Origin of the sequence: Methanoplanus sp. FWC-SCC4 (assembly GCF_032878975.1) — an archaeon.
Classification (GTDB): Archaea; Halobacteriota; Methanomicrobia; order Methanomicrobiales; family Methanomicrobiaceae; genus Methanochimaera; species Methanochimaera problematica.
This window is the reverse complement of the sequence record NZ_CP043875.1, coordinates 2,187,414-2,206,046: the sequence shown is the minus strand read 5'-3', so window position 1 is coordinate 2,206,046 and position 18,633 is coordinate 2,187,414. Positions and strand designations below refer to the sequence as shown.

Below are 18,633 nucleotides of genomic sequence, written 5' to 3'. Positions count from 1 at the left end.
TTTTTTCAAAGTGGTGAAACGGTTGCATTCCCAATACCTTAATCCCCCTGCCAATCCTATTATTTACGAATGGATAAATACGAGCTTGTAACAAGAAATACTGTCGAGATCGTAACTGAGGATGAATTAAAATCCGTGCTTTCCCAGCCGGAAATGTCAGTTTACGCCGGATATGAACCATCCGGAGAGATACATCTCGGTCATCTCGTAACAATAAACAAACTAATGGATTTGCGTGAGGCAGGGTTTAAAATTAAAGTCCTTTTAGCAGACCTTCATGCCTTTTTAAACCAGAAGGGAACAATGGAGGAAGTAAGGGAGCTTGCCGAATATAACCGCCGCTGCTTTGAGGCTGTTGGATTGAAAGGCAAAAATGTCGAGTTTGTAATGGGAACTGATATCCAGCTAAACCCTGATTACCAGTTGGATGTTTTAAAACTCGCACAGCAGATAACCCTGAACCGTGCAACAAGAAGCATGAACGAGGTCGGAAGAAACATGGACGCTCCCCATGTATCACAGATGGTTTACCCGATAATGCAGATGGTCGATATTGCAAAGCTCAATGTTGATGTGGCGCTTGGCGGAATCGATCAGAGAAAGATTCACATGCTTGCACGTGAATATCTGCCGACAATCGGTGAAAAGGCACCGCTCTGCATGCACACTCCAATCATTAACGGATTAAACGGTAAAAAGATGTCATCCTCCGAAGGAAATTACATCTCTGTGGCTGATTCCGAGGATGCAATAAGGAAGAAGATGAAAAAAGCATTCTGCCCGCCTGAAACAGAGGAAAATCCTGTCCTCCAGGTATTAAAATATCATGTATTCCCAAGAATGGACATCGTGCCGCTGAACCGTCCTGAAAAGTTTGGAGGGAACCGTGAATTCTCTTCATACGAGGAATGTGAATCCGCATATGCCGCAGGAGAGATACATGCGGCAGATCTTAAAGGCATGACCGCAGACGGTCTTGTTGAAGTCCTTGCAGAAGCAAGGGATTATATGAACCAGTAGACTACAAAATTAAATAATTTAAATACTATTTTTTTCCGGGGGATTCCCAAATAATGGCAAGAGAATATATTCAGAAAAAATTTGATCGGGAGATCGAAAAATCAGGTGTCAGAATCAAGGATGCCGACCAGTTGAAAGTGATGGAAAACGTCTTTGACGATCAGACACTGCTTGCTCTATACAAACTTGTCCATAAAAAAAGAATATCTCTGATCGGAGGCTCAATATCGACCGGAAAAGAGGCAAATGTTTTTTCCGGAGAGGATGAAAACGGAAAACCAATTGCGATCAAAATATACAGGATTCAGTCTGCAAACTTCAAGGCAATGGGCGACTACCTTGCAGGTGATCCAAGATTTTCATCTGTCAGGAAATCCAAAAAAGAGGTCATTTTTGCCTGGACAAAAAAAGAGTACTCAAACCTGACCCGTGCACATGATGCCGGAATAAACTGTCCTGAGACAATATACTTTGACAGAAACATACTTTTAATGGAATTCTGCGGTGAAGGTGACGTTCCTTACCCGCAGCTTAGGCAGGTAAAATTATCAAAAGAAGAGGCAGCGGAGATTTATGCTGCAATAATCAGGGATATGAAGACACTCTTCAATGATGCAAACCTCGTTCATGCCGACCTTTCCGAGTTTAACATACTCTTTGACGGAGAGAAACACATCATAATCGATATGGGTCAGGCAGTAACCCCCGATCATCCAAGGGCAATAAAATTCCTGGTTCGCGATATTAAAAATATAAACAGATATTTCAGCCGCCTTTGCGATATAAGGGATGAAGAAGAGATATTCAAAGAGATTGTCGGCGAACACAGGATGATGCCCTGAGCCCTGACTAAAACATTTTGTTTAAATCCGGACATTTTTTTCTCTTTTATTAAGCCTAAAAAATTGACACGCCTATAACTGCCGCATCAGCCTCATAAACCCTGGATTAAAGATTTAGGTCCATATGGTAAAAAAAATATTTTTAGATCTGTCCGGGAATGAATTCTCCGGTCTTTTTATTGGTTTTCTTTTCAACAAACGCCCCTTCGATTAATTCCCTCTCAACAAGTGATGATATCTCGCCTGTCTTTGCGTAATGATAAAGAAGGGCTACAAGGATTCCCTGAAGTGCTGAAACGATGACTGAGGTTAATGCAAAGACAATTATTGTAAGTGCAATCATGCCTGCAAAGACTTCAAATGGCGCTACAATTACAGATAAGAATGAGGCTGCCATTAGAAGAAATGCGGGTATGAATACAATTCCAAATGAAAATCCGGCAATGACGGTCTCGCCCCATGTCTTCTTAAAAAGTTCCCAGGATTCCTTTATTGAAGGGAAGGGAGCCTTGTCCTCGAATATCATCACAGGGATTACAAAGAATGTGACAAGATTCCACACCGCACCGGCAATTCCAACAAGGATTTCAGTTACCATACGTCCAAGAGGGTTGTCTGATTCCCTGAGGAGACTTAAAACAATACCGACAGTCGCTGCAATAAGGGCCCAGACAAATAATGAACCGGTTTTTGATAAGGCGGCATTGATTCCGTCTTTAAAAGCCGGATCATTTCCCTTTATAACCTCAGTTGCATTGAATACAATTCCGGCTTTGAAAAACGATGATACAAAACTTACAACGAGGAATATTACAAAGAGAACCAGAATCCAGATTACATATCCTGTTATGCCCATATTTTCAGGATTGATGCCGGTTGTGCCCGATATAAACAGCAGCGGTATGAACAACAGGCCGAGAATCAGCAGAATGATGATTCCGGAGATTACAGGGTAGAGAATAAGGCTCTTTTCCCTTGAGAGAATGGCGAATGTTTCCTTAAACAAACGCCAGCCTTTGCCAATACTTTCAAACATTAATTTATATCTGCTCTTTTAGGATTATTTAATTATGGTAATTTTGGAAAAATCCGGGATTTTTTGGATTTTAAAGTGTGATTCTGATTATTAATTTTTGAGTTTTCTGATGATTATAATTTATTTACAGGGTTTCGCCAACAGTTCCTTATTCAAAGAATCCGATGTCTAAAGACTTTATACAGATGCCATCAGCAATCGGAGTTTAATCGAAATAATCCCCATATCATTCACTGCGGTACATCAGGTCCGGCACAGACCTTTAAAGCCCCTGCACCTTTTAAAGAGAGAACATAAACGCCCCTCTCCTGCTTTTGAAGAATCATCGATGCTTTTAACAGTTTTTCCAAGTGGAAAAGCAGATTTCCTCCTTTAAGTCCGGTTGCCTCAGACAGTTCTGAGAATGATTTCGGGCCGCAGTAAAGCTCCTGCATGACCTTAAACCTGTGCCTGTTGGCAAGCGGGTCAAGGAAAGATGAGACAATACTCTCCGCATCGATCTCCTGTAATGGCAGATCAGGTCCGTCCTGATTTTTTCCTGAGAACTGCTCCTTAAACGAACCGCATCTTTTAATGCTTTTGTCAAAAATATCCTGATTTTTGTCAAAGCAGTTACTGCATGACGCATAGGGGGCAGACTCTCTCATTTTTAAAAGGGTCTCCCTGTACTCTTCAGCCTTTTTCCCGTTCAGATCCCCTTTTCTGTAATCGCTTATCATGGAATTCAGGATTGAGGCAAATTTATCGGAGCATCCCGGGATCATAGGACAATCGCCCGCGATTATCTCCATTACTGTTTTTATCTCTTCCTTATAGCTCTCGGAGAGAATATCAATCGCATTTTTTTCAAGACCTGAATATGCAGCCTGTATAATTCCGGTCTCTGTTTTTTTGATGTAAAACCTCAGATCATTTTTGAGTTCATCCATATCACCGGATAATTTGTCAATTGCATTCAGTATATCGGCATCTTTTGCTCGGTTTTCTAAAATTTTGTCATTGCTGTCTGTCATCATCAGGTCACCGGACTATACTGCATATTATTTTGTATATTTTACTGACGCTTAACTATAAATTAATAACTGTCATATTAATTTATAATCACAGGAGTGATTTGTTATGGTAAAATTAAGCGAAGAAATGGTTGAGGCATTTTCAAATGCAAAGGTCGTACCTCTTGCAACAGCATCAAAGGACGGGGTTCCAAATGTTGCTCCGATGGGCACAGTTTACTTAAAAGACCCTGAAACAGTCTGGATTCTTGACAATTTCATGCAGAAAACTGCTGCAAATGTTGCTGAAACAAAAAAAGCGGCATTATACCTCTACGGAGAGGGAATTAAGGGATGCTGCCAGATCAAAGGCGATGCTGTTATTGAGACATCCGGTGAGGCATACGATGAGGCAAAGAAGATCTTCCACGCGAAAAACCCGAATCTTCCTGCAAAGGGACTTCTGGTTATAAGCGTCACAGATGTCTACAACTGCATGCCAGGCCCTGAGGCCGGTAAAAAACTTCTCTAAAAAATTTTTTTTGCCCTTTTTATTACACACAATCAAAGGGCCAATAATCTTAAGGCTTTCACATATCCATGACAGCCATTATTCTCCACTCGTTGTTCCCGGCAGAAACCGTGGTCCAGTATAGTCTCTTTTTCACAGTTTCATCAGTTCCTGTCGAATAATAACTGTATTCAGCGCTTCCCGACCATTCCTTTACAATTTTTTCAGCGGCCCTGACAATATCCGGGAAGTCATTATAGGCCGGATTATCAAAAGTTGGAGTTCCTGTCTCTTTTTCATCAGGATCATATAATATTACGCCGTCGGTCTGGAGAGCCATCACCTCAAAGCCGGTATCTTCCTTTAAGGAAAGGGCATATTCACTCAAAAGAGTCTCCGGACTGAAAGTGATACTGATAAATCCCTGATAGCTGTCTTTCGAGAACACCGGATAATAAACGGCTGCCGCATATCCGCCCTGCTTTAATTCAAAGAGATCTGTAAGCATCGGAACTTTTTCTTTGTTCATAAGAACAACCGAATCCTGGTATGTCAGTGAGTCACCTGACAGGATATCTTCTGATTCAGGAACGATCTCTTTTAAAATGCCGTCATTTCCTATGTATGCAACAGTCAGGATGTTTTTATTTCCGGCAACTTTTGCAGACATTTCTGACTTTAAATAGGTATTTTTGTCAGTATCAGTTCCGGTATTGCTATAATTCTCTCCTGCATATGCCCCGCAGTCCCGTGCATTCATAAAAAGGGATTCAATTTCAGCAAAAACGTCTCCCTGCAGTGCGGACAGGGACGCCTGCATGGGTGTATCCAGAGAATCAACAAACTTGATTTGTGCCCCTGCCGGATTTTTAGTACCTGAAGTACAGCCTGCAGAAAAGACAAAAAGTGCTGCCACAACAGCAATAAACAGAATATTCAGTCCTTTTCTCATTCTGATAGAATTTTTGCTTATATAATTAAAAAGTATTTATTTGAGACAGTCCACTCAAAAATGCCTGATATCATTATAATAAAATATCTCAGAGTTTCGAAAAAATTATCCGCTTCACAAAAATTTACGCAATTATAAAGGCAGAGAAGGGATGATAAATTCCAAAAAACATTGAGACCTCACCAAATATTTTACACTCAAAAGATTAATATTAATCACAATACACAGGTAGATACCAATATGGCAATTCAGGAAATTAAAGTTAATCAAAACAGAATAGCCGTCATTATCGGAAAAGGCGGTAAAACCAAGAGACAAATCGAAAAGAAAACGGAAACAAAGCTCACGATCGAAAGTGAGGAGGGACTCATTACAATTGAGGGTGAGGACGCAATAAATGTTATGAAAACCGGAGAGATAATTAAGGCTTTAAACAGGGGATTTTCACCTGAAAGGGCATATACCCTTTTAGAAGACGAAGACATAATGCTTGACATAATCGATCTCTCAGCATACTGCAACAGCACAAAGCAGATGGAGAGAATCAGGGGAAGAATAATCGGAAAGGAAGGCAAATCCCGTGAACAGATCGAAAATATGACAGGTGCGGAAATTTCAGTCTACGGAAAAACGGTAGCCATCATAGGTGAGATAGATCAGGTAAAAAATGCCGCAAAGGCTATTGAAATGATCATAGAAGGTCTGCCTCACGAAAGTGTCTTTTCATATCTCGATAAAAAGAAGAAAGAAGCAAAAACTAATATGCTTGAATATTATTACTAATAACCTTATTTTTCAGGGTTTTAACAAAAACTGAAATTATGTCTTTTAATATTTCATATATCAAAAATATACATATCAGACTTTTTTTTGATGGAATTTTTTTTAGTGAACCAGTATTTTGCAAAATAATTCCTTTTCAGAGTTTTGTTAAATATATGATCTTAATCAGAATCAAACCCGGGTTTTTATTAAAAATTAGATCGCTTTATATTACATATTTTTACAATTTAATAAATATAAATCAGTTTCCAGTGGAAATGAAGGGGTCATCCGAATCATGAAGATTTCAAATCTGCATCTGCCAGAATCACTTGTTGAATCATACAAAAAAAAAGGAATCGAGGATCTCTATCCGCCACAGGAGGAGTGCGTCAGGATGGGACTTTTGGAGAACAAAAATCTCCTGATATCCATCCCGACTGCAAGCGGAAAGACACTTGTTGCGGAGATGGCAATGCACAAGCACATAGAAAACGGCGGCAAATGCCTCTATGTTGTTCCGTTAAAAGCCCTCGCTGCAGAAAAATTTTCTGAGTTTTCAGACAAGGGTGTAAGAGTAGGAATTGCAACCGGTGATCTCGATAAAAAGGACGATTTCCTCGGCAAAAACGATATAATCATAACAACAAGTGAAAAAGCCGATTCGCTTCTCAGAAACAGGGCAGTCTGGATGAACATGATAACCTGTCTTGTTCTTGACGAGGCACACCTGATCGATTCTGAAGATCGCGGTGCCACTCTTGAGATGGTAATTACAAAACTGCGTTACCTCAATGATAATATGCAGGTGATAGCCCTGACTGCAACAATTGGAAATCCAAAGAAATTTGCAGAGTGGCTTTCGGCTGATCTTGTAACATCCAAATGGCGCCCGGTGGATTTAAAGGAAGGTGTCTTTTTTTCAGATACAATATACTCCGATACTGAGGAAAAAAAGATCAAAACCCCTACAAAACACGATGATGCCAACCTCTGTCTTGATTGTATAGAAGAGGGAGGCCAGTGCCTGGTTTTTGTAAATTCCAGAAGAAATGCGGAGGGGTTTGCAAAAAGAATGGCAAAGGTGCTGGAAAAATCGGACTTTTCTGATCCTGAACTTGAAATAATTCAGAAAAAACTCGAGGATGCGGCTGAAACAGAAATGGGAAGAATTCTTGCGATCTGTACCGGAAAAGGAGCTTCTTTTCATCATGCAGGGATGAAAAAAGATCAGAGACAGATTGTCGAACAGGGTTTCAGGGACGGTCACATTAAGGTGATCTCGTCTACCCCGACTCTCGCTGCAGGTCTGAATCTTCCGGCAAGACGGGTCATAATAAGGGATTATATGAGATTTAAAGGCGGTTTTGGCATGGTTCCGATCCCTGTCAGGGAGTACCGCCAGATGGCAGGCCGTGCCGGAAGGCCTCATCTTGATCCTTACGGAGAGGCAGTACTGATTGCAAAGGGCAGGGAATCTGCAAACGGTCTTTACGAAGAGTTCATCGATGCACCGGCAGAGGACGTAAAATCCCGTCTTGATGATGAATCAATTATTACAGCCCATATACTCTCTCTTATTTCAACCGGTTTTGTAAAGGAATCAGCCGATCTCGTCAGTTTCCTTGAGAGGACGTTTTACGTCTACCTGAATAAAAAAAGCAAATATCTCTCTAAAATTGTTGATAATGCAGTTGAATTTCTTGAGTCTGCCGAGATGATAACACGCCTTGGTGATCAGCTTTCAGCAACGGAATACGGAAATCTTGTTTCACGTCTTTACATAAATCCGGTCACTGCCGAGATAATTACGGAAAAACTAAAAGAGAAGCAGAACGCCATAAACGAGGGCGAAAAAATTTTACTGGATTCGTCCAAAACAGGTTTTAAAGAGGAGGAAAAAGAAAATAAGGAGACTGTTTTCTCGGATATCGGTCTTTTGCAGCTTTTGTGCACAACTCCTGACATGTACACGATGTACGTCAAAAAAGACGATCTGCCCGTTCTTGAAAAATTTTTCTACGAGCATGAGGATGAACTCTGGGTCGGCCTCTCATATGACACAATGGAGGAGGATTTCGCGGTTTTAAAAACCGCAATGCTGCTTGACAACTGGATTAATGAAATTGGTGATGAGACAATATGCACCAGGTTCAATGTCGGTCCGGGTGATATCTACAATGTTGTTGAAAGCATGAAGTGGCTTTTATATTCAGCTTCGAGAATTTCCTATATGATGGCACCTGATCTTAGGGTAAGAGTCAGGGAAGTTGAACTTCGTATGAAGCACGGTATAAAACGTGAACTTCTGCCGCTTGTGAAACTGAGAAATATCGGACGTGTACGTGCCAGAAGATTGTTCAACAACGGCTTTAGCTCTCCTGAGAAAATAAAAAATGCCGATTTTTCAAAATTGTCGGCAATTTTGGGCAAAAAAATTGCAGAGGATGTTTTGGAACAGGTTAAAAGAGAGGAGCATGATTATCCTGGATCTGACTATTCCAAAAAAGAAAACGGATCCGGATTTAGTGAGGATAAAAATATCAGATCTAAAGTAAAGTCAAAAGAAGAGAATATCCCAAAAGGGCGAAAAAAAATTAAGGCTACTGAATTAAAGGATTCAGAGGCCGAAAAAAAGAAGGGTGGGCAGTCTTCCCTTTTTGAATTTTAAGTAAAAAGACTCTAAAAAATTAATATGAAGCAGAAGAAAAAGCTGCTGTATAATTTTTGAAATTTGAATTTTTATATTGCAGGAGATTAAGGGAGATAAGAAAATGGATAAAAAAATACCGGATACAAAAGATCATGGGGAGAAAAAAAATTCAGCGCAGTTTTTCAAAACCGATTTAAAGGACGGAGTTTTGATGTGCAACATATTATCCGGAAAGGCTTTCGTATCAGATATTCCTGAATTTTTAAAGAAGCTAAAAAAAATTTCAGATGATTCCGGCGTTTACATAATCTGTTTGAATGAGGAAAATATTGCAGGAACGGATCACGTAAAGGCCGCAATAAAACATGCTTCAAGATCATTTTTTGAGGATAAACCAATCTCTAAATCATTTGAGATGGAGGTTTTGCTCTATACCGGAGGAACAAGACAGTGCAGCGAGGCAGGAATTTTTGGTCTTATGAAAGGTGAAAATGAAATTTACACCTGCATTTGCAGGTACGAAAAAAAATCAGGGATCTTGGAAGAAGAAATTCCAGAATTTTTAGAGTATGATGAAATTTTTGATAAAACAAAAGATTCCCTCTGTGAAATAATCACTTTTTCCGATTCCTTGCCTTTGGAAATGTCAACAGAAAAAAAAGAAAGACTAAAGAAAATTTTTGAAATCACTAATGCTGAAATAAAATGTACCGGAGAGGAGAGATTTTCTGAGATTGTAATTGAAAGAGTGGCTCTCCTGGATGTTAACAAATAAGAAATAATACTCCGAATACAAAAAACAAAAAAACAGAACAAAAAAATTTTGAGAGGGATACTAAAACCGGATCTAAATTAAAAAGTGATAAATTAAAATTTTTGTGAGGGGAATTCTAAACCCAAGGTCAAAATTGAAAAGTGCAAAAAATAAAAATTTTTTTATGACAGTTACATTAAAAATTGTAAAAATCAAAAAAAATTGTGACAGGTAATAAAAAAATTTTAAAAAATTGAAATATCCGGACAAAATTTTAGGGTTACAGATGAAAGGAAAAAACGTCATAAACCTGATAAAAAAAAATAATTGATCAAAAAAAGATTGAATTGGGTCTAAAATAGGTAAAAAAAATATAATGACCCCAACCCCTTAATTTCCAGTGGAAGAATTTTAAAAACCTCAGCTCAAAAAAATTGTTAGAAAATACGCAAAAATACAAAATTTTAGTTTGAATTTTGAAAAAACGTAAAATGCGGAAAAAACAAAAAAAATTTTTACTGCTTTTGAGTTTCTTTTCTTATGAAAATACATGGATTTTTGTAATTTTTTGTAATTTTTTTCTGATTTTCTTGAAAATTTTAATTAAGTCTTCAATTTTTTAACTGATTTCCAAAAATTTTCAATTAATTTCTTAAATTTTTAACTTAATCTTCAAAATTTACAATTCATTTTTCAAATTTCATTGTAATTTCAATTTCAATTTTTTTGCTTCTCATCATTTCATTAACTTTTTTTTCATTTTTCATTTTCATTTTTTTAATTTCTTACTTTTTTGTTAAATTTAAGGTACTTTAAATAATAAGAAAAACAAATTTACAAATGACTATTCTCTTTTGAATAACTTACATTATCCAAGGTATTCTCCAGTTTTCAAAAAATCGTGCCTGATAAAAAAAATTTCCAATGGAAATAAAGGGGTGGGGGAGTTTTCTTCAACAAATATTAAAAAAATTCAGGAAAATTCAATAAAAATTTTCAGGAATTTAATCTCATAATCAAGCTTAATGATAAATTAATTCCCAATTACTCATTCTATTTCAAAAAATTTCCTTGTTCATTTTTTGTGTAAAACAAGAATCATGATCTAAGAATTAAGGCATATTATCGAAATCTCACTTCCTGTAGAAGATAAAAATCATCCTCAATAGAAGAAGATCATAAAAAAATTTAGAAATTTCAGCAAATTTTCACCATATTTTCCTCATGTTTTTTGCGCAAAAATCCAAATTTGTTAAAAAAATTTTAAAAAAAATTCAAATTTTACAAAATCTGATTGAAATTGTCAGATGAAAACTGCCAAAAAACAAAAAATTAAGGAATTTTTAGAATGCGGCACCTCATTTTGAAAATTAATTTTGAATGTCATTTTTTTAATTTTTCAAAAATTTTTTTTTAATTTGATGTTTGTCAATTTTTCTTTAGAAATATTTTATGTTTAAAAAATATCCAAAGTGGTCATTATTGACTTTGACAGCCGGGCTATATTTGTAGGCAAAATATAAGTTTTATTGTTTAAATCTCAGGTTATCAAAAATATAATCTCAAAAAAAAGAGATTTTTTGTGATATTTTTTAAAAATTCCCAGATCCAATCCCAAACCAATTTTCAAAACAATTCCAAAGACAATTTCCAAAATAATTCCTGGAACTGTCAAATTCAATTCCTTCATATTATAATTGAATTTGACTGAAGTGGCAGACTTTGGTTAAAATTAATTTTGAGGTTTAAGATTTTGATAAGATCAATAATAAATTTCAAAAATTTTTTTTGGATCTTCAAAATCATGAAAATTTTTTCAAGGTCTCAAGGTTTTTTCATTCTTTACTATAATGTTAAAATTTCAGCAGAAAAACAAATCTGATGCCCGCTGAAATTAAATTTTGTTTTTCACCTTTCTCTGAGAAAACCAAATAAATAATCAGATGAAAATCCGGATGAAGAAGAAATAAATTATCAGATGAAAAAATCAGGTAAAAAACAGATAAATAATCAGATGAAAATCCGGATGAAGAAGAAATAAATTATCAGATGAAAAAATCAGGTAAAAAACAGATAAATAATCAGGAAAATTTAGTGAAAAATTTTTTGCAGAAATTTTTTAAAATCCGGCTCTGAAAATTTTGGAGATTTAATCTTTTATTTTTTGAAAAATGAAGCAGAATTATTCAAATCAAAAATAGATGTTTAAAAATGATTTTCTCTTTATGCTTGGTCAAAATATTTTTTTGATTTTTCCAGTGGAAACATAGGGGTTAATAAGGAATTAAATCATTAGACTATAGTTACGAAAAAGTCTGGAGTTGAAAGTGGGGTATTGACACTCCGGATTTTTTATGTTCAAAGCTAAAAATTCAAATTTTTTGCTTAATTTTCAGAGAATCCTTACAAAAAAAATGATTTTGTTTAGGAAACTTTCTGAAATAATTTCGGAGGCTCAAAATTGTCGGAAGAAAAAATTGACGAAAATACCGGTTTATCTGCCGGGGGAGGCGGTTCCTCAGCAGGTTTATTCACAAAATATCTTAATAACAGGGGTATTTTTAAAAACAGGGAAGTTTTAAGGCATTCTTACAGACCGCACATACTTCCGCACAGACGACCGCAGATAGATTCCATTGCAGCAATACTCGCACCTGCGATCAGAAATGAAACACCTTCAAACATCCTTATATATGGAAAAACAGGAACAGGAAAAACCGCGTCTGTGAAATATGTGGGGGCAGAGCTTGAAAACGCGTGCCGTGAAATGGGGAAGGCATGCAATGTAATTCACTTAAACTGTGAATTAATTGACACGCAGTATCGTGTTCTTGCACAAATTGCAAATGAACTTGAGGATTTGGAAAGCAAATCAAGTGACAAACCGAGATCAAGCATTCCGATGACCGGATGGCCTACGGACCAGGTTTATTCCGAATTAAAAAGCATGGTCGAGACAATAGGCGGTGTAAATGTAATTGTACTTGACGAGATTGACAAACTTGTCAAGAAAAGCGGTGATGAAACCCTCTATAATCTGACAAGATTCAATTCAGAACTTAAGAATGCAAAAATCAGCATGATAGGAATATCAAACGATCTCCGCTTTACAAATTTCCTTGATCCAAGGGTTCTCTCATCATTATCTGAAGAAGAACTTGTTTTTCCACCATATAATGCACCGCAGCTTCGTGACATTCTCCAGCAGCGTGCCGATGTTGCCTTCGCTGACAATATTCTCGATGAAGGAGTCATACCTTTATGCGCTGCTCTTGCAGCACAGGAACACGGTGATGCAAGAAGAGCTCTTGATCTTCTCAGGATTTCCGGGGAACTCGCAGAACGTGAAGACGGAGCAAGAGTCTCTGAAAAGCATGTGAAAATGGCCCAGCAAAAGATTGAAACCGACAGTCTCATAGTCTGTGTTTCCTCACTTCCGACACAAAGCAAGGCCGTATTGTATTCAATGCTTATTTTATCCGAACTAAACAAGCAGGTCTTTACAACCGGAGAAGTCGCACAGGTTTACCGCGATGTTGCCCAGGCGCTTGAACTTGACATCCTGACCCACAGAAGAATTACAGATCTGATATCAGAACTCACCATGCTTGGTGTTATAAATTCCCGTGTTGTTTCCAGAGGAAGATATGGAAGGACAAAGGAGATGTGGTTTGGAACAGGAGTTGCCGGCATTAAAAGAACACTTGCAAAAGATGAGCGCTTTGATGAAAACCGCCTGAAGCAGATTGACATCACAAGATTTAGAACATTGTTCAGGTAAAAGACTCATAAAATAATAAAACCAAAACACAGTGATGAAAAATGGATGAAAAGGACAGACTGATTCTGAGTTTACTCGAAGAAGACTGCCGTGTACCGCCCGCCACGCTTGGAGACATGGTTGATCTGAAAGAAGAGGAAGTCAGAGAACGAATATCCGTGCTTGAAAATGAAGGCATCATAAAAAAATACATAGCCTGTATTGACTGGGAAAAAGCAGGCGAAGGTGTTGTGGCCGCAATAATCGAGCTCAAGGTCTCGCCTGAGAGGGATTACGGCTATGACAAGATAGCTGAAAGAATTTCCCGCCACAAACAGGTCAGGTCCGTAAGACTGATCAGCGGTGCATATGACCTTGAAATCATGGTCAACGGTAAAAACATCCATGAAATTACCCGTTTTGTCGCTGAGCAGATTGCCCCGATGGAACAAATCAGGGAAACCGGGACCATTCTCATAATGAAGACTTACAAGGAAAACGGTCTTGAATTTTTCGAAAGAAAAACCGGAGAGAGGCTTCCTTATAGTTTTTAGAGGTTTTGAATGTCGATATTTCCGGCAAACATTATAAGATGCTGTGCCGGGCATTTCTTCAAAAAATCCATAAAAAAGCAGATAAACATAAAAATATTAAGATTTAATCCGGAAAGGAGAAATTAAATGAGGGATTTTCGATCAAAACGTGTATGCAAAATACCCCCGTCAGGCATACGCAAATTTTTTGATATCGCCCAGGAGATGGAGGATATAATTTCACTGGGTGTTGGTGAACCAGACTATAATACGCCGTGGAATGTAAGAGAAGCAGCTATAAGATCAATTGAACAGGGTCAGACCGCCTATACCTCAAACAGCGGACTAAACGACCTTAGAAATGAGATTAAAAATTACCTCAAACGGAGCTTTGATGTCTCTTATGATGCAAAAAAAGAGATAATTGTAACTACAGGAGCATCAGAGGCGCTTGATATTGCAATAAGATCTGTCGTTGATCCGGGAGACGAAGTACTTGTTGCAGATCCCTCATATATTGCATACGGTGCCGGTGTCATGCTTGCAGGCGGGATACCTGTAAGTGTTCCGTGTCTTGAAAAAGATCAGTTCAGGCTCACTCCTGATTCACTGATGGAGAAGATCACTCCAAAGTCAAAAGTCCTTTTATGCAATTTCCCAAACAACCCGTCAGGCGGAGTAATGAACAGGGACGATTACAAAGCCATATCCGATATTGTCGTCGACCATGATCTCCTTTTGGTCAGTGATGAAATATACACCGAACTTACATATGAAGGAGAGAAAACATCTGCCGCGTCTGTTGACGATCTCTGGGAGAGAACAATAACAATTAACGGATTTTCAAAAGCCTATTCAATGACAGGATGGAGAATCGGTTATCTCTGCGCACCCGAAGAGATGTGCAAATCCATTCTTAAAATTCATCAGTATGTAATGCTCTCCGCTCCGACAACTGCACAGTACGCCGGAATCGAGGCTCTGAGAAACGGCGCTGATTCGTGCAGGGAGATGGTTCAGGAATATAAAATCAGAAGGAATCTTTTCGTTAAAGGTTTAAACCGTGCCGGACTTGAAACCCATATGCCAAAAGGAGCGTTTTATGCCTTCCCTTCAGTTAAAAGCTTTGGAATATCGGATGAGGAGTTTGCAGAACGCCTCTTAAAAGAGTATCATGTGGCAGTTGTTCCGGGCAGCGTTTTTGGCCCTTCAGGAAAGAACCATTTAAGATGCAGTTATGCTGTCTCAAGAGAAGATCTGATGATTGCTGTCGGAAAAATCGAAGAATTCATCTCAACCCTTTAAATTTTTCATGAATATAATACTGACATTTTCACCAGACAAGTGCCTGTAAAAAATGACTGAAAAATTATTTTCACTCAATTTTTTAAAACCTGATTTTTTAATTTTGGTATACCGTTTCTGTAATATTAATAAATCAGATAAAATAAAAAATTAAAATTCTTAAATTTTGTTTTCCGGTATTAAAAATAATTAAAATTGCAATGACCCCCTTATTTCCACTGGAAATACTTACAATATCCTTTAATTTTTAAAAATATTGTTTGTGAAGCCTCCAAATATATGGCGAAAAAGAATATTTTTCCTCTTATTGTATATTGCAGTATCTCAGATCAGGATATTATATAAATTTTTTGAAATATATCGTGTGGCTGGATCTCAGGAGATTTAGGTCTGTATACCAAATCCGGAATAAAAATAAGCTCGGATAATTTTATTAACTCATGGTTTAAAAAAAGTGCGTGTAAATAATGTTTCAGATACGGTCTGATTAGAAAAATCACACCGATTTTCATTGCAAATATCCGGACAAATTAAATTGTAATATGGGGGGAACTAAAAATTTTTTTTGTGGATATTATATCTGACTTCTAAAGGGACGGGTTTGGTTAAAAAAATTAAATAAACCCCTTTGTTTCCACTGGAAAATCATTGCAAATTTTCAATAAGGATAATCGTTGAGACAACATTCCGGCATAAAAATTTTTCAATATTCTTCATTAAAAAAATAAATTTTTCAGGAAACATCTGAAACTTTTATTGCGTATAATGACTCCATCTTAAATGAAACATAAATGAGTTGTACAATTATAGTCGGTGGCTTTTTTGGCGATGAGGGCAAAGGAAAAATCGTCGCTCACGTAGCACACAAGGATAAACCATCAATCATATCACGCGGCGGTGTGGGTCCGAACGCCGGACACACTGTAAAGGTTGGGGAAAAAGAATACGGCGTAAGAATGATACCCTCCGGTTTTGTATATCCGGGTGCAAAGCTTTTCATCGGCAGTGGCGTTTTAGTTGACCCGAATGTTCTCAAATCAGAAATAGAGAGAGTCGGCGTTGACGAGCGCATTTTTGTTGACAAAAGATGCAGCATAATTGAAGAAGAGCATATCATCCAGGATAAAGGCAATGAGCATCTCTCAAAGACGATTGGCTCAACCGGTACCGGATGCGGCCCTGCAAATGTTGCCCGTGTCAACAGAACGGCAAAGCAGGCAAAGGACATTCCCGAACTCTCAAAATATCTTATCGATGCCGCAGAAGAGATCAATCATGCAATTGACCGTGGCGAGAACGTAATTCTTGAAGGAACACAGGGTTTTGGAATTTCACTCTACTTTGGAACCTATCCGTTTGTTACAAGCAAGGATACCTCGGCATCACAGATTGCAGCTGACAATGGTGTCGGACCAACAAGGATAGATGATGTCATAGTAGTCTTCAAGGCATACCCGACACGTGTTGGTGAAGGTCCTTTTGGAACTGAAATGTCAAAAGAAGAATCCCATGAACTTGGAATTGCGGAATTTGGAACTGTAACCCACCGTGAGAGAAGAATCGGAGTCTGGGACGGCAAAATGGCGCGCTACTCCGCAATGATAAACGGATGTACTATCGGGGCAATTACCGGCATTGACCATGTTGATCCGGCATGCTACGGTGCAACAGAGTACAGCCAGCTTACTGAAAAAGCACTCGAATTCCTCAAAAAAGCTGAAGAAGATATCGGCGTACCGATTAAACTCATCTCAACAGGTCCTGAGATGACGCAGATAATTGATATAAGATAATATAATTATTATATAATGAAATAGGAATTTTCAAAATGAAGATGTCAACCTATGATATACTATGCTGTCCCGTATGCAAAGGGGATCTTGACCTTGTGGTGATTAAGAAAGAGACACTTGAAAGTGGCGAAGAGGATGTTATTGAAGGCACACTTCGGTGCGGCAGATGCAGGGTTGACTATCCCATATCTGACGGTATCCCGGATCTTTTGCCAAGGGAAAATTCTGAAGAATAAATATTCCGTCTTATCGTAGATTCAGGGGAAAGAAAGGGGAAAATATGGTTGAATGTGTAATTAATGTAAATAAAAGGGGAATTAACTCAATAGAAGCTCCAAAATCGGTTGAAACCATTGTAGGAGAAGATATAATACTTAAAATATTCAATAACGGATCCCCCCTTCATCTTACGGTATCGGTTATCAACGGTCGTGTTTTCACCCATTTTCTTCATGAAAACATATTCATGGAAGAAAGTGTCTCCCTTAAAATACCGGTGCTATCCAACTCCCCGCCCGGAAAATTTCAGGTAGAGGTTATAACAGGGTATGGTGCGGTAAAAAAGAGTTTTGATGTCATAGTAAAAGAAAGGGAGATCGAAATTCCTGAGATTGTTGAGGACATCCCCGTATCAATCGACAAAAAAGTCTTTGTTTACCCGGCAGCCCTTATCATTCTTATAGTGCTTGGATGGATTGCATATATTGTGAGTTATCTGTACCTTGACAAGGTTACAGGATTTGCATCGGTAATTATTCTGACAATAACAGTTCTCATAGCATGGCGTTACCGGCCCTGATTCTCTGGTTCTCCCTCGCAATTGACAGGGCTTTTGGAGATCCGCAAAGCAGGCTCCACCCGGTATCCCTTCTTGGCAGCTTTATAGGACTCTGGGGCAGGCCCGGCCTTTATCCTGTATGGTCACAGAGATTTGTCGGGGTATTTTTTTCCATTCTGACGGCATCTCTTTTTGCCCTTCCGTTTTATCTGATCTGGAATTATCTGCCGGTGATTTTTCTGATCATTGCAGCACCTTTTCTTTTGAAAATCTGCTTTGCCTGGCGCTGCCTGGAAGAGCATGTAAGTTCTGTTGAGAAAGCGGTTTCAAACGGCGGCGGAAGGAATGAAGTACAGATGCTCGTATCAAGGGATGCCAACAGACTCAGTGACGAAGAGGTGCTTTCAGCCGCATATGAGTCAATGGCTGAAAACCTTGTTGACTCAATAATATCGCCGCTATTTTACTTTACAATCTTTGGCCTTCCTGGTGCCGCATTCTTCCGGGCAGTGAATACCATGGATGCAATGCTCGGATACAAAGACCACAGGATTTATCTCGGCTGGTTTCCGGCAAGGATGGATGACTTTTTGAATTACATTCCTGCAAGATTTACAGGGGCTGTGCTTTTATTTTATTTTGCACTCAAAGGAAGATTCAGACAGGCATGGAAGACATTGCTACGTGACAGGAAAAAGAGACCCGGATTTAACGGCGGAATTCCTATGTCGGTTATCGCAGGCGGGGTAGGTATTGAATATTCAAAGCCGGGCTGCTATGTAATAGGAAACCCTGAAAAACTGTTATCAGATGGTGGCAAAGAGATATTTCAGGCGGTAAGAGCTGCTGCAATTATTTCATCAGTAATCTTTACACTCTTAATGTTTATTTTTGGCGGGATTATGATATCAGTTCTTTTTTAAAATAATTTACAATAATAAT

General features: G+C 38.2%; 16 protein-coding genes. 13 read left to right on the top strand and 3 right to left on the bottom strand.

All coding sequences use genetic code 11. The features are described 5' to 3' along the window. Positions 1 to 69 precede the first annotated feature (69 nt). Entirely contained in the window at positions 70 to 1,020 is a 951-nt protein-coding gene (locus F1737_RS11140; RefSeq protein WP_317136653.1) for a tyrosine--tRNA ligase, read from the top strand. Positions 1,021 to 1,073: 53 nt separating this feature from the next. After that, the gene (locus F1737_RS11135) at positions 1,074 to 1,862 is read left to right on the top strand and encodes a serine protein kinase RIO (protein WP_317136652.1); all 789 of its coding nucleotides are present in this window, start codon (positions 1,074 to 1,076) and stop codon (positions 1,860 to 1,862) included. A gap of 142 nt (positions 1,863 to 2,004) precedes the next feature. Here F1737_RS11135 and F1737_RS11130 read toward each other — a convergent pair whose 3' ends face one another. Further along, positions 2,005 to 2,898, bottom strand: a complete 894-nt coding sequence (locus tag F1737_RS11130; RefSeq protein ID WP_317136651.1) for a DUF6159 family protein — start codon at positions 2,896 to 2,898, stop codon at positions 2,005 to 2,007. 230 nt (positions 2,899 to 3,128) lie between these two features. Further along, positions 3,129 to 3,914, bottom strand: a complete 786-nt coding sequence (locus tag F1737_RS11125; RefSeq protein ID WP_317136650.1) for a winged helix-turn-helix domain-containing protein — start codon at positions 3,912 to 3,914, stop codon at positions 3,129 to 3,131. A gap of 103 nt (positions 3,915 to 4,017) precedes the next feature. Between F1737_RS11125 and F1737_RS11120 the strand changes: the two genes are divergently transcribed. Then, positions 4,018 to 4,422 (top strand): pyridoxamine 5'-phosphate oxidase family protein, encoded by a 405-nt coding sequence (locus F1737_RS11120; RefSeq protein ID WP_317136649.1) that lies wholly within the window; start codon positions 4,018 to 4,020, stop codon positions 4,420 to 4,422. A gap of 58 nt (positions 4,423 to 4,480) precedes the next feature. Here F1737_RS11120 and F1737_RS11115 read toward each other — a convergent pair whose 3' ends face one another. Then, on the bottom strand, positions 4,481 to 5,353 hold the full coding sequence (locus tag F1737_RS11115) for a PDC sensor domain-containing protein (protein ID WP_317136648.1): 873 nt from the start codon (positions 5,351 to 5,353) through the stop codon (positions 4,481 to 4,483). A gap of 240 nt (positions 5,354 to 5,593) precedes the next feature. On the opposite strand from F1737_RS11115, the gene F1737_RS11110 reads away from it, so the two are divergent. From F1737_RS11110 to cbiB, 10 genes are all read left to right on the top strand, one after another. Continuing rightward, complete coding sequence (locus F1737_RS11110) at positions 5,594 to 6,136, top strand: KH domain-containing protein (protein WP_317136647.1); 543 nt, start codon at positions 5,594 to 5,596, stop codon at positions 6,134 to 6,136. 277 nt (positions 6,137 to 6,413) lie between these two features. Continuing rightward, positions 6,414 to 8,786 (top strand): ATP-dependent DNA helicase, encoded by a 2,373-nt coding sequence (locus tag F1737_RS11105; protein ID WP_317136646.1) that lies wholly within the window; start codon positions 6,414 to 6,416, stop codon positions 8,784 to 8,786. 103 nt (positions 8,787 to 8,889) lie between these two features. After that, positions 8,890 to 9,543 (top strand): KEOPS complex subunit Cgi121, encoded by a 654-nt coding sequence (gene cgi121 / locus F1737_RS11100; RefSeq protein ID WP_317136645.1) that lies wholly within the window; start codon positions 8,890 to 8,892, stop codon positions 9,541 to 9,543. A gap of 2,455 nt (positions 9,544 to 11,998) precedes the next feature. After that, a complete protein-coding gene (locus F1737_RS11095) occupies positions 11,999 to 13,303 on the top strand; it encodes an ORC1-type DNA replication protein (RefSeq protein WP_317137900.1) in 1,305 nt (434 codons plus the stop codon). Between the two features lie 41 nt (positions 13,304 to 13,344). Next, positions 13,345 to 13,836, top strand: coding sequence for an Lrp/AsnC family transcriptional regulator (locus F1737_RS11090; protein ID WP_317136644.1), 492 nt, complete (start codon positions 13,345 to 13,347; stop codon positions 13,834 to 13,836). Positions 13,837 to 13,962: 126 nt separating this feature from the next. Then, positions 13,963 to 15,120, top strand: coding sequence for an aminotransferase class I/II-fold pyridoxal phosphate-dependent enzyme (locus tag F1737_RS11085; RefSeq protein WP_317136643.1), 1,158 nt, complete (start codon positions 13,963 to 13,965; stop codon positions 15,118 to 15,120). A gap of 791 nt (positions 15,121 to 15,911) precedes the next feature. Next, positions 15,912 to 16,913, top strand: coding sequence for an adenylosuccinate synthetase (locus F1737_RS11080; protein ID WP_317136642.1), 1,002 nt, complete (start codon positions 15,912 to 15,914; stop codon positions 16,911 to 16,913). Between the two features lie 35 nt (positions 16,914 to 16,948). Continuing rightward, positions 16,949 to 17,149, top strand: coding sequence for a methytransferase partner Trm112 (locus F1737_RS11075; protein ID WP_317136641.1), 201 nt, complete (start codon positions 16,949 to 16,951; stop codon positions 17,147 to 17,149). A 44-nt stretch (positions 17,150 to 17,193) separates the two neighbouring features. Beyond that, the gene (locus F1737_RS11070; RefSeq protein WP_317136640.1) at positions 17,194 to 17,712 is read left to right on the top strand and encodes a hypothetical protein; all 519 of its coding nucleotides are present in this window, start codon (positions 17,194 to 17,196) and stop codon (positions 17,710 to 17,712) included. After that, a complete protein-coding gene (cbiB, locus tag F1737_RS11065) occupies positions 17,694 to 18,614 on the top strand; it encodes an adenosylcobinamide-phosphate synthase CbiB (protein ID WP_317136639.1) in 921 nt (306 codons plus the stop codon). Before F1737_RS11070 ends, cbiB begins: the two co-directional genes overlap by 19 nt. Positions 18,615 to 18,633 lie beyond the last annotated feature (19 nt).

Excerpts from the sequence above, each read along its gene's own strand:
- F1737_RS11090 (WP_317136644.1), top strand. The coding sequence starts at position 13,345 with ATGGATGAAAAGGACAGACTGATTCTGAGTTTACTCGAAGAAGACTGC.
- F1737_RS11120 (WP_317136649.1), top strand. The coding sequence starts at position 4,018 with ATGGTAAAATTAAGCGAAGAAATGGTTGAGGCATTTTCAAATGCAAAG.
- F1737_RS11075 (WP_317136641.1), top strand. The coding sequence starts at position 16,949 with ATGAAGATGTCAACCTATGATATACTATGCTGTCCCGTATGCAAAGGG.
- F1737_RS11110 (WP_317136647.1), top strand. The coding sequence starts at position 5,594 with ATGGCAATTCAGGAAATTAAAGTTAATCAAAACAGAATAGCCGTCATT.
- F1737_RS11070 (WP_317136640.1), top strand. The coding sequence starts at position 17,194 with ATGGTTGAATGTGTAATTAATGTAAATAAAAGGGGAATTAACTCAATA.
- F1737_RS11140 (WP_317136653.1), top strand. The coding sequence starts at position 70 with ATGGATAAATACGAGCTTGTAACAAGAAATACTGTCGAGATCGTAACT.
- cbiB (WP_317136639.1), top strand. The coding sequence starts at position 17,694 with ATGGCGTTACCGGCCCTGATTCTCTGGTTCTCCCTCGCAATTGACAGG.
- F1737_RS11085 (WP_317136643.1), top strand. The coding sequence starts at position 13,963 with ATGAGGGATTTTCGATCAAAACGTGTATGCAAAATACCCCCGTCAGGC.
- cgi121 (WP_317136645.1), top strand. The coding sequence starts at position 8,890 with ATGGATAAAAAAATACCGGATACAAAAGATCATGGGGAGAAAAAAAAT.
- F1737_RS11125 (WP_317136650.1), bottom strand. The coding sequence starts at position 3,914 with ATGATGACAGACAGCAATGACAAAATTTTAGAAAACCGAGCAAAAGAT.
- F1737_RS11105 (WP_317136646.1), top strand. The coding sequence starts at position 6,414 with ATGAAGATTTCAAATCTGCATCTGCCAGAATCACTTGTTGAATCATAC.
- F1737_RS11115 (WP_317136648.1), bottom strand. The coding sequence starts at position 5,353 with ATGAGAAAAGGACTGAATATTCTGTTTATTGCTGTTGTGGCAGCACTT.
- F1737_RS11135 (WP_317136652.1), top strand. The coding sequence starts at position 1,074 with ATGGCAAGAGAATATATTCAGAAAAAATTTGATCGGGAGATCGAAAAA.
- F1737_RS11080 (WP_317136642.1), top strand. The coding sequence starts at position 15,912 with ATGAGTTGTACAATTATAGTCGGTGGCTTTTTTGGCGATGAGGGCAAA.
- F1737_RS11130 (WP_317136651.1), bottom strand. The coding sequence starts at position 2,898 with ATGTTTGAAAGTATTGGCAAAGGCTGGCGTTTGTTTAAGGAAACATTC.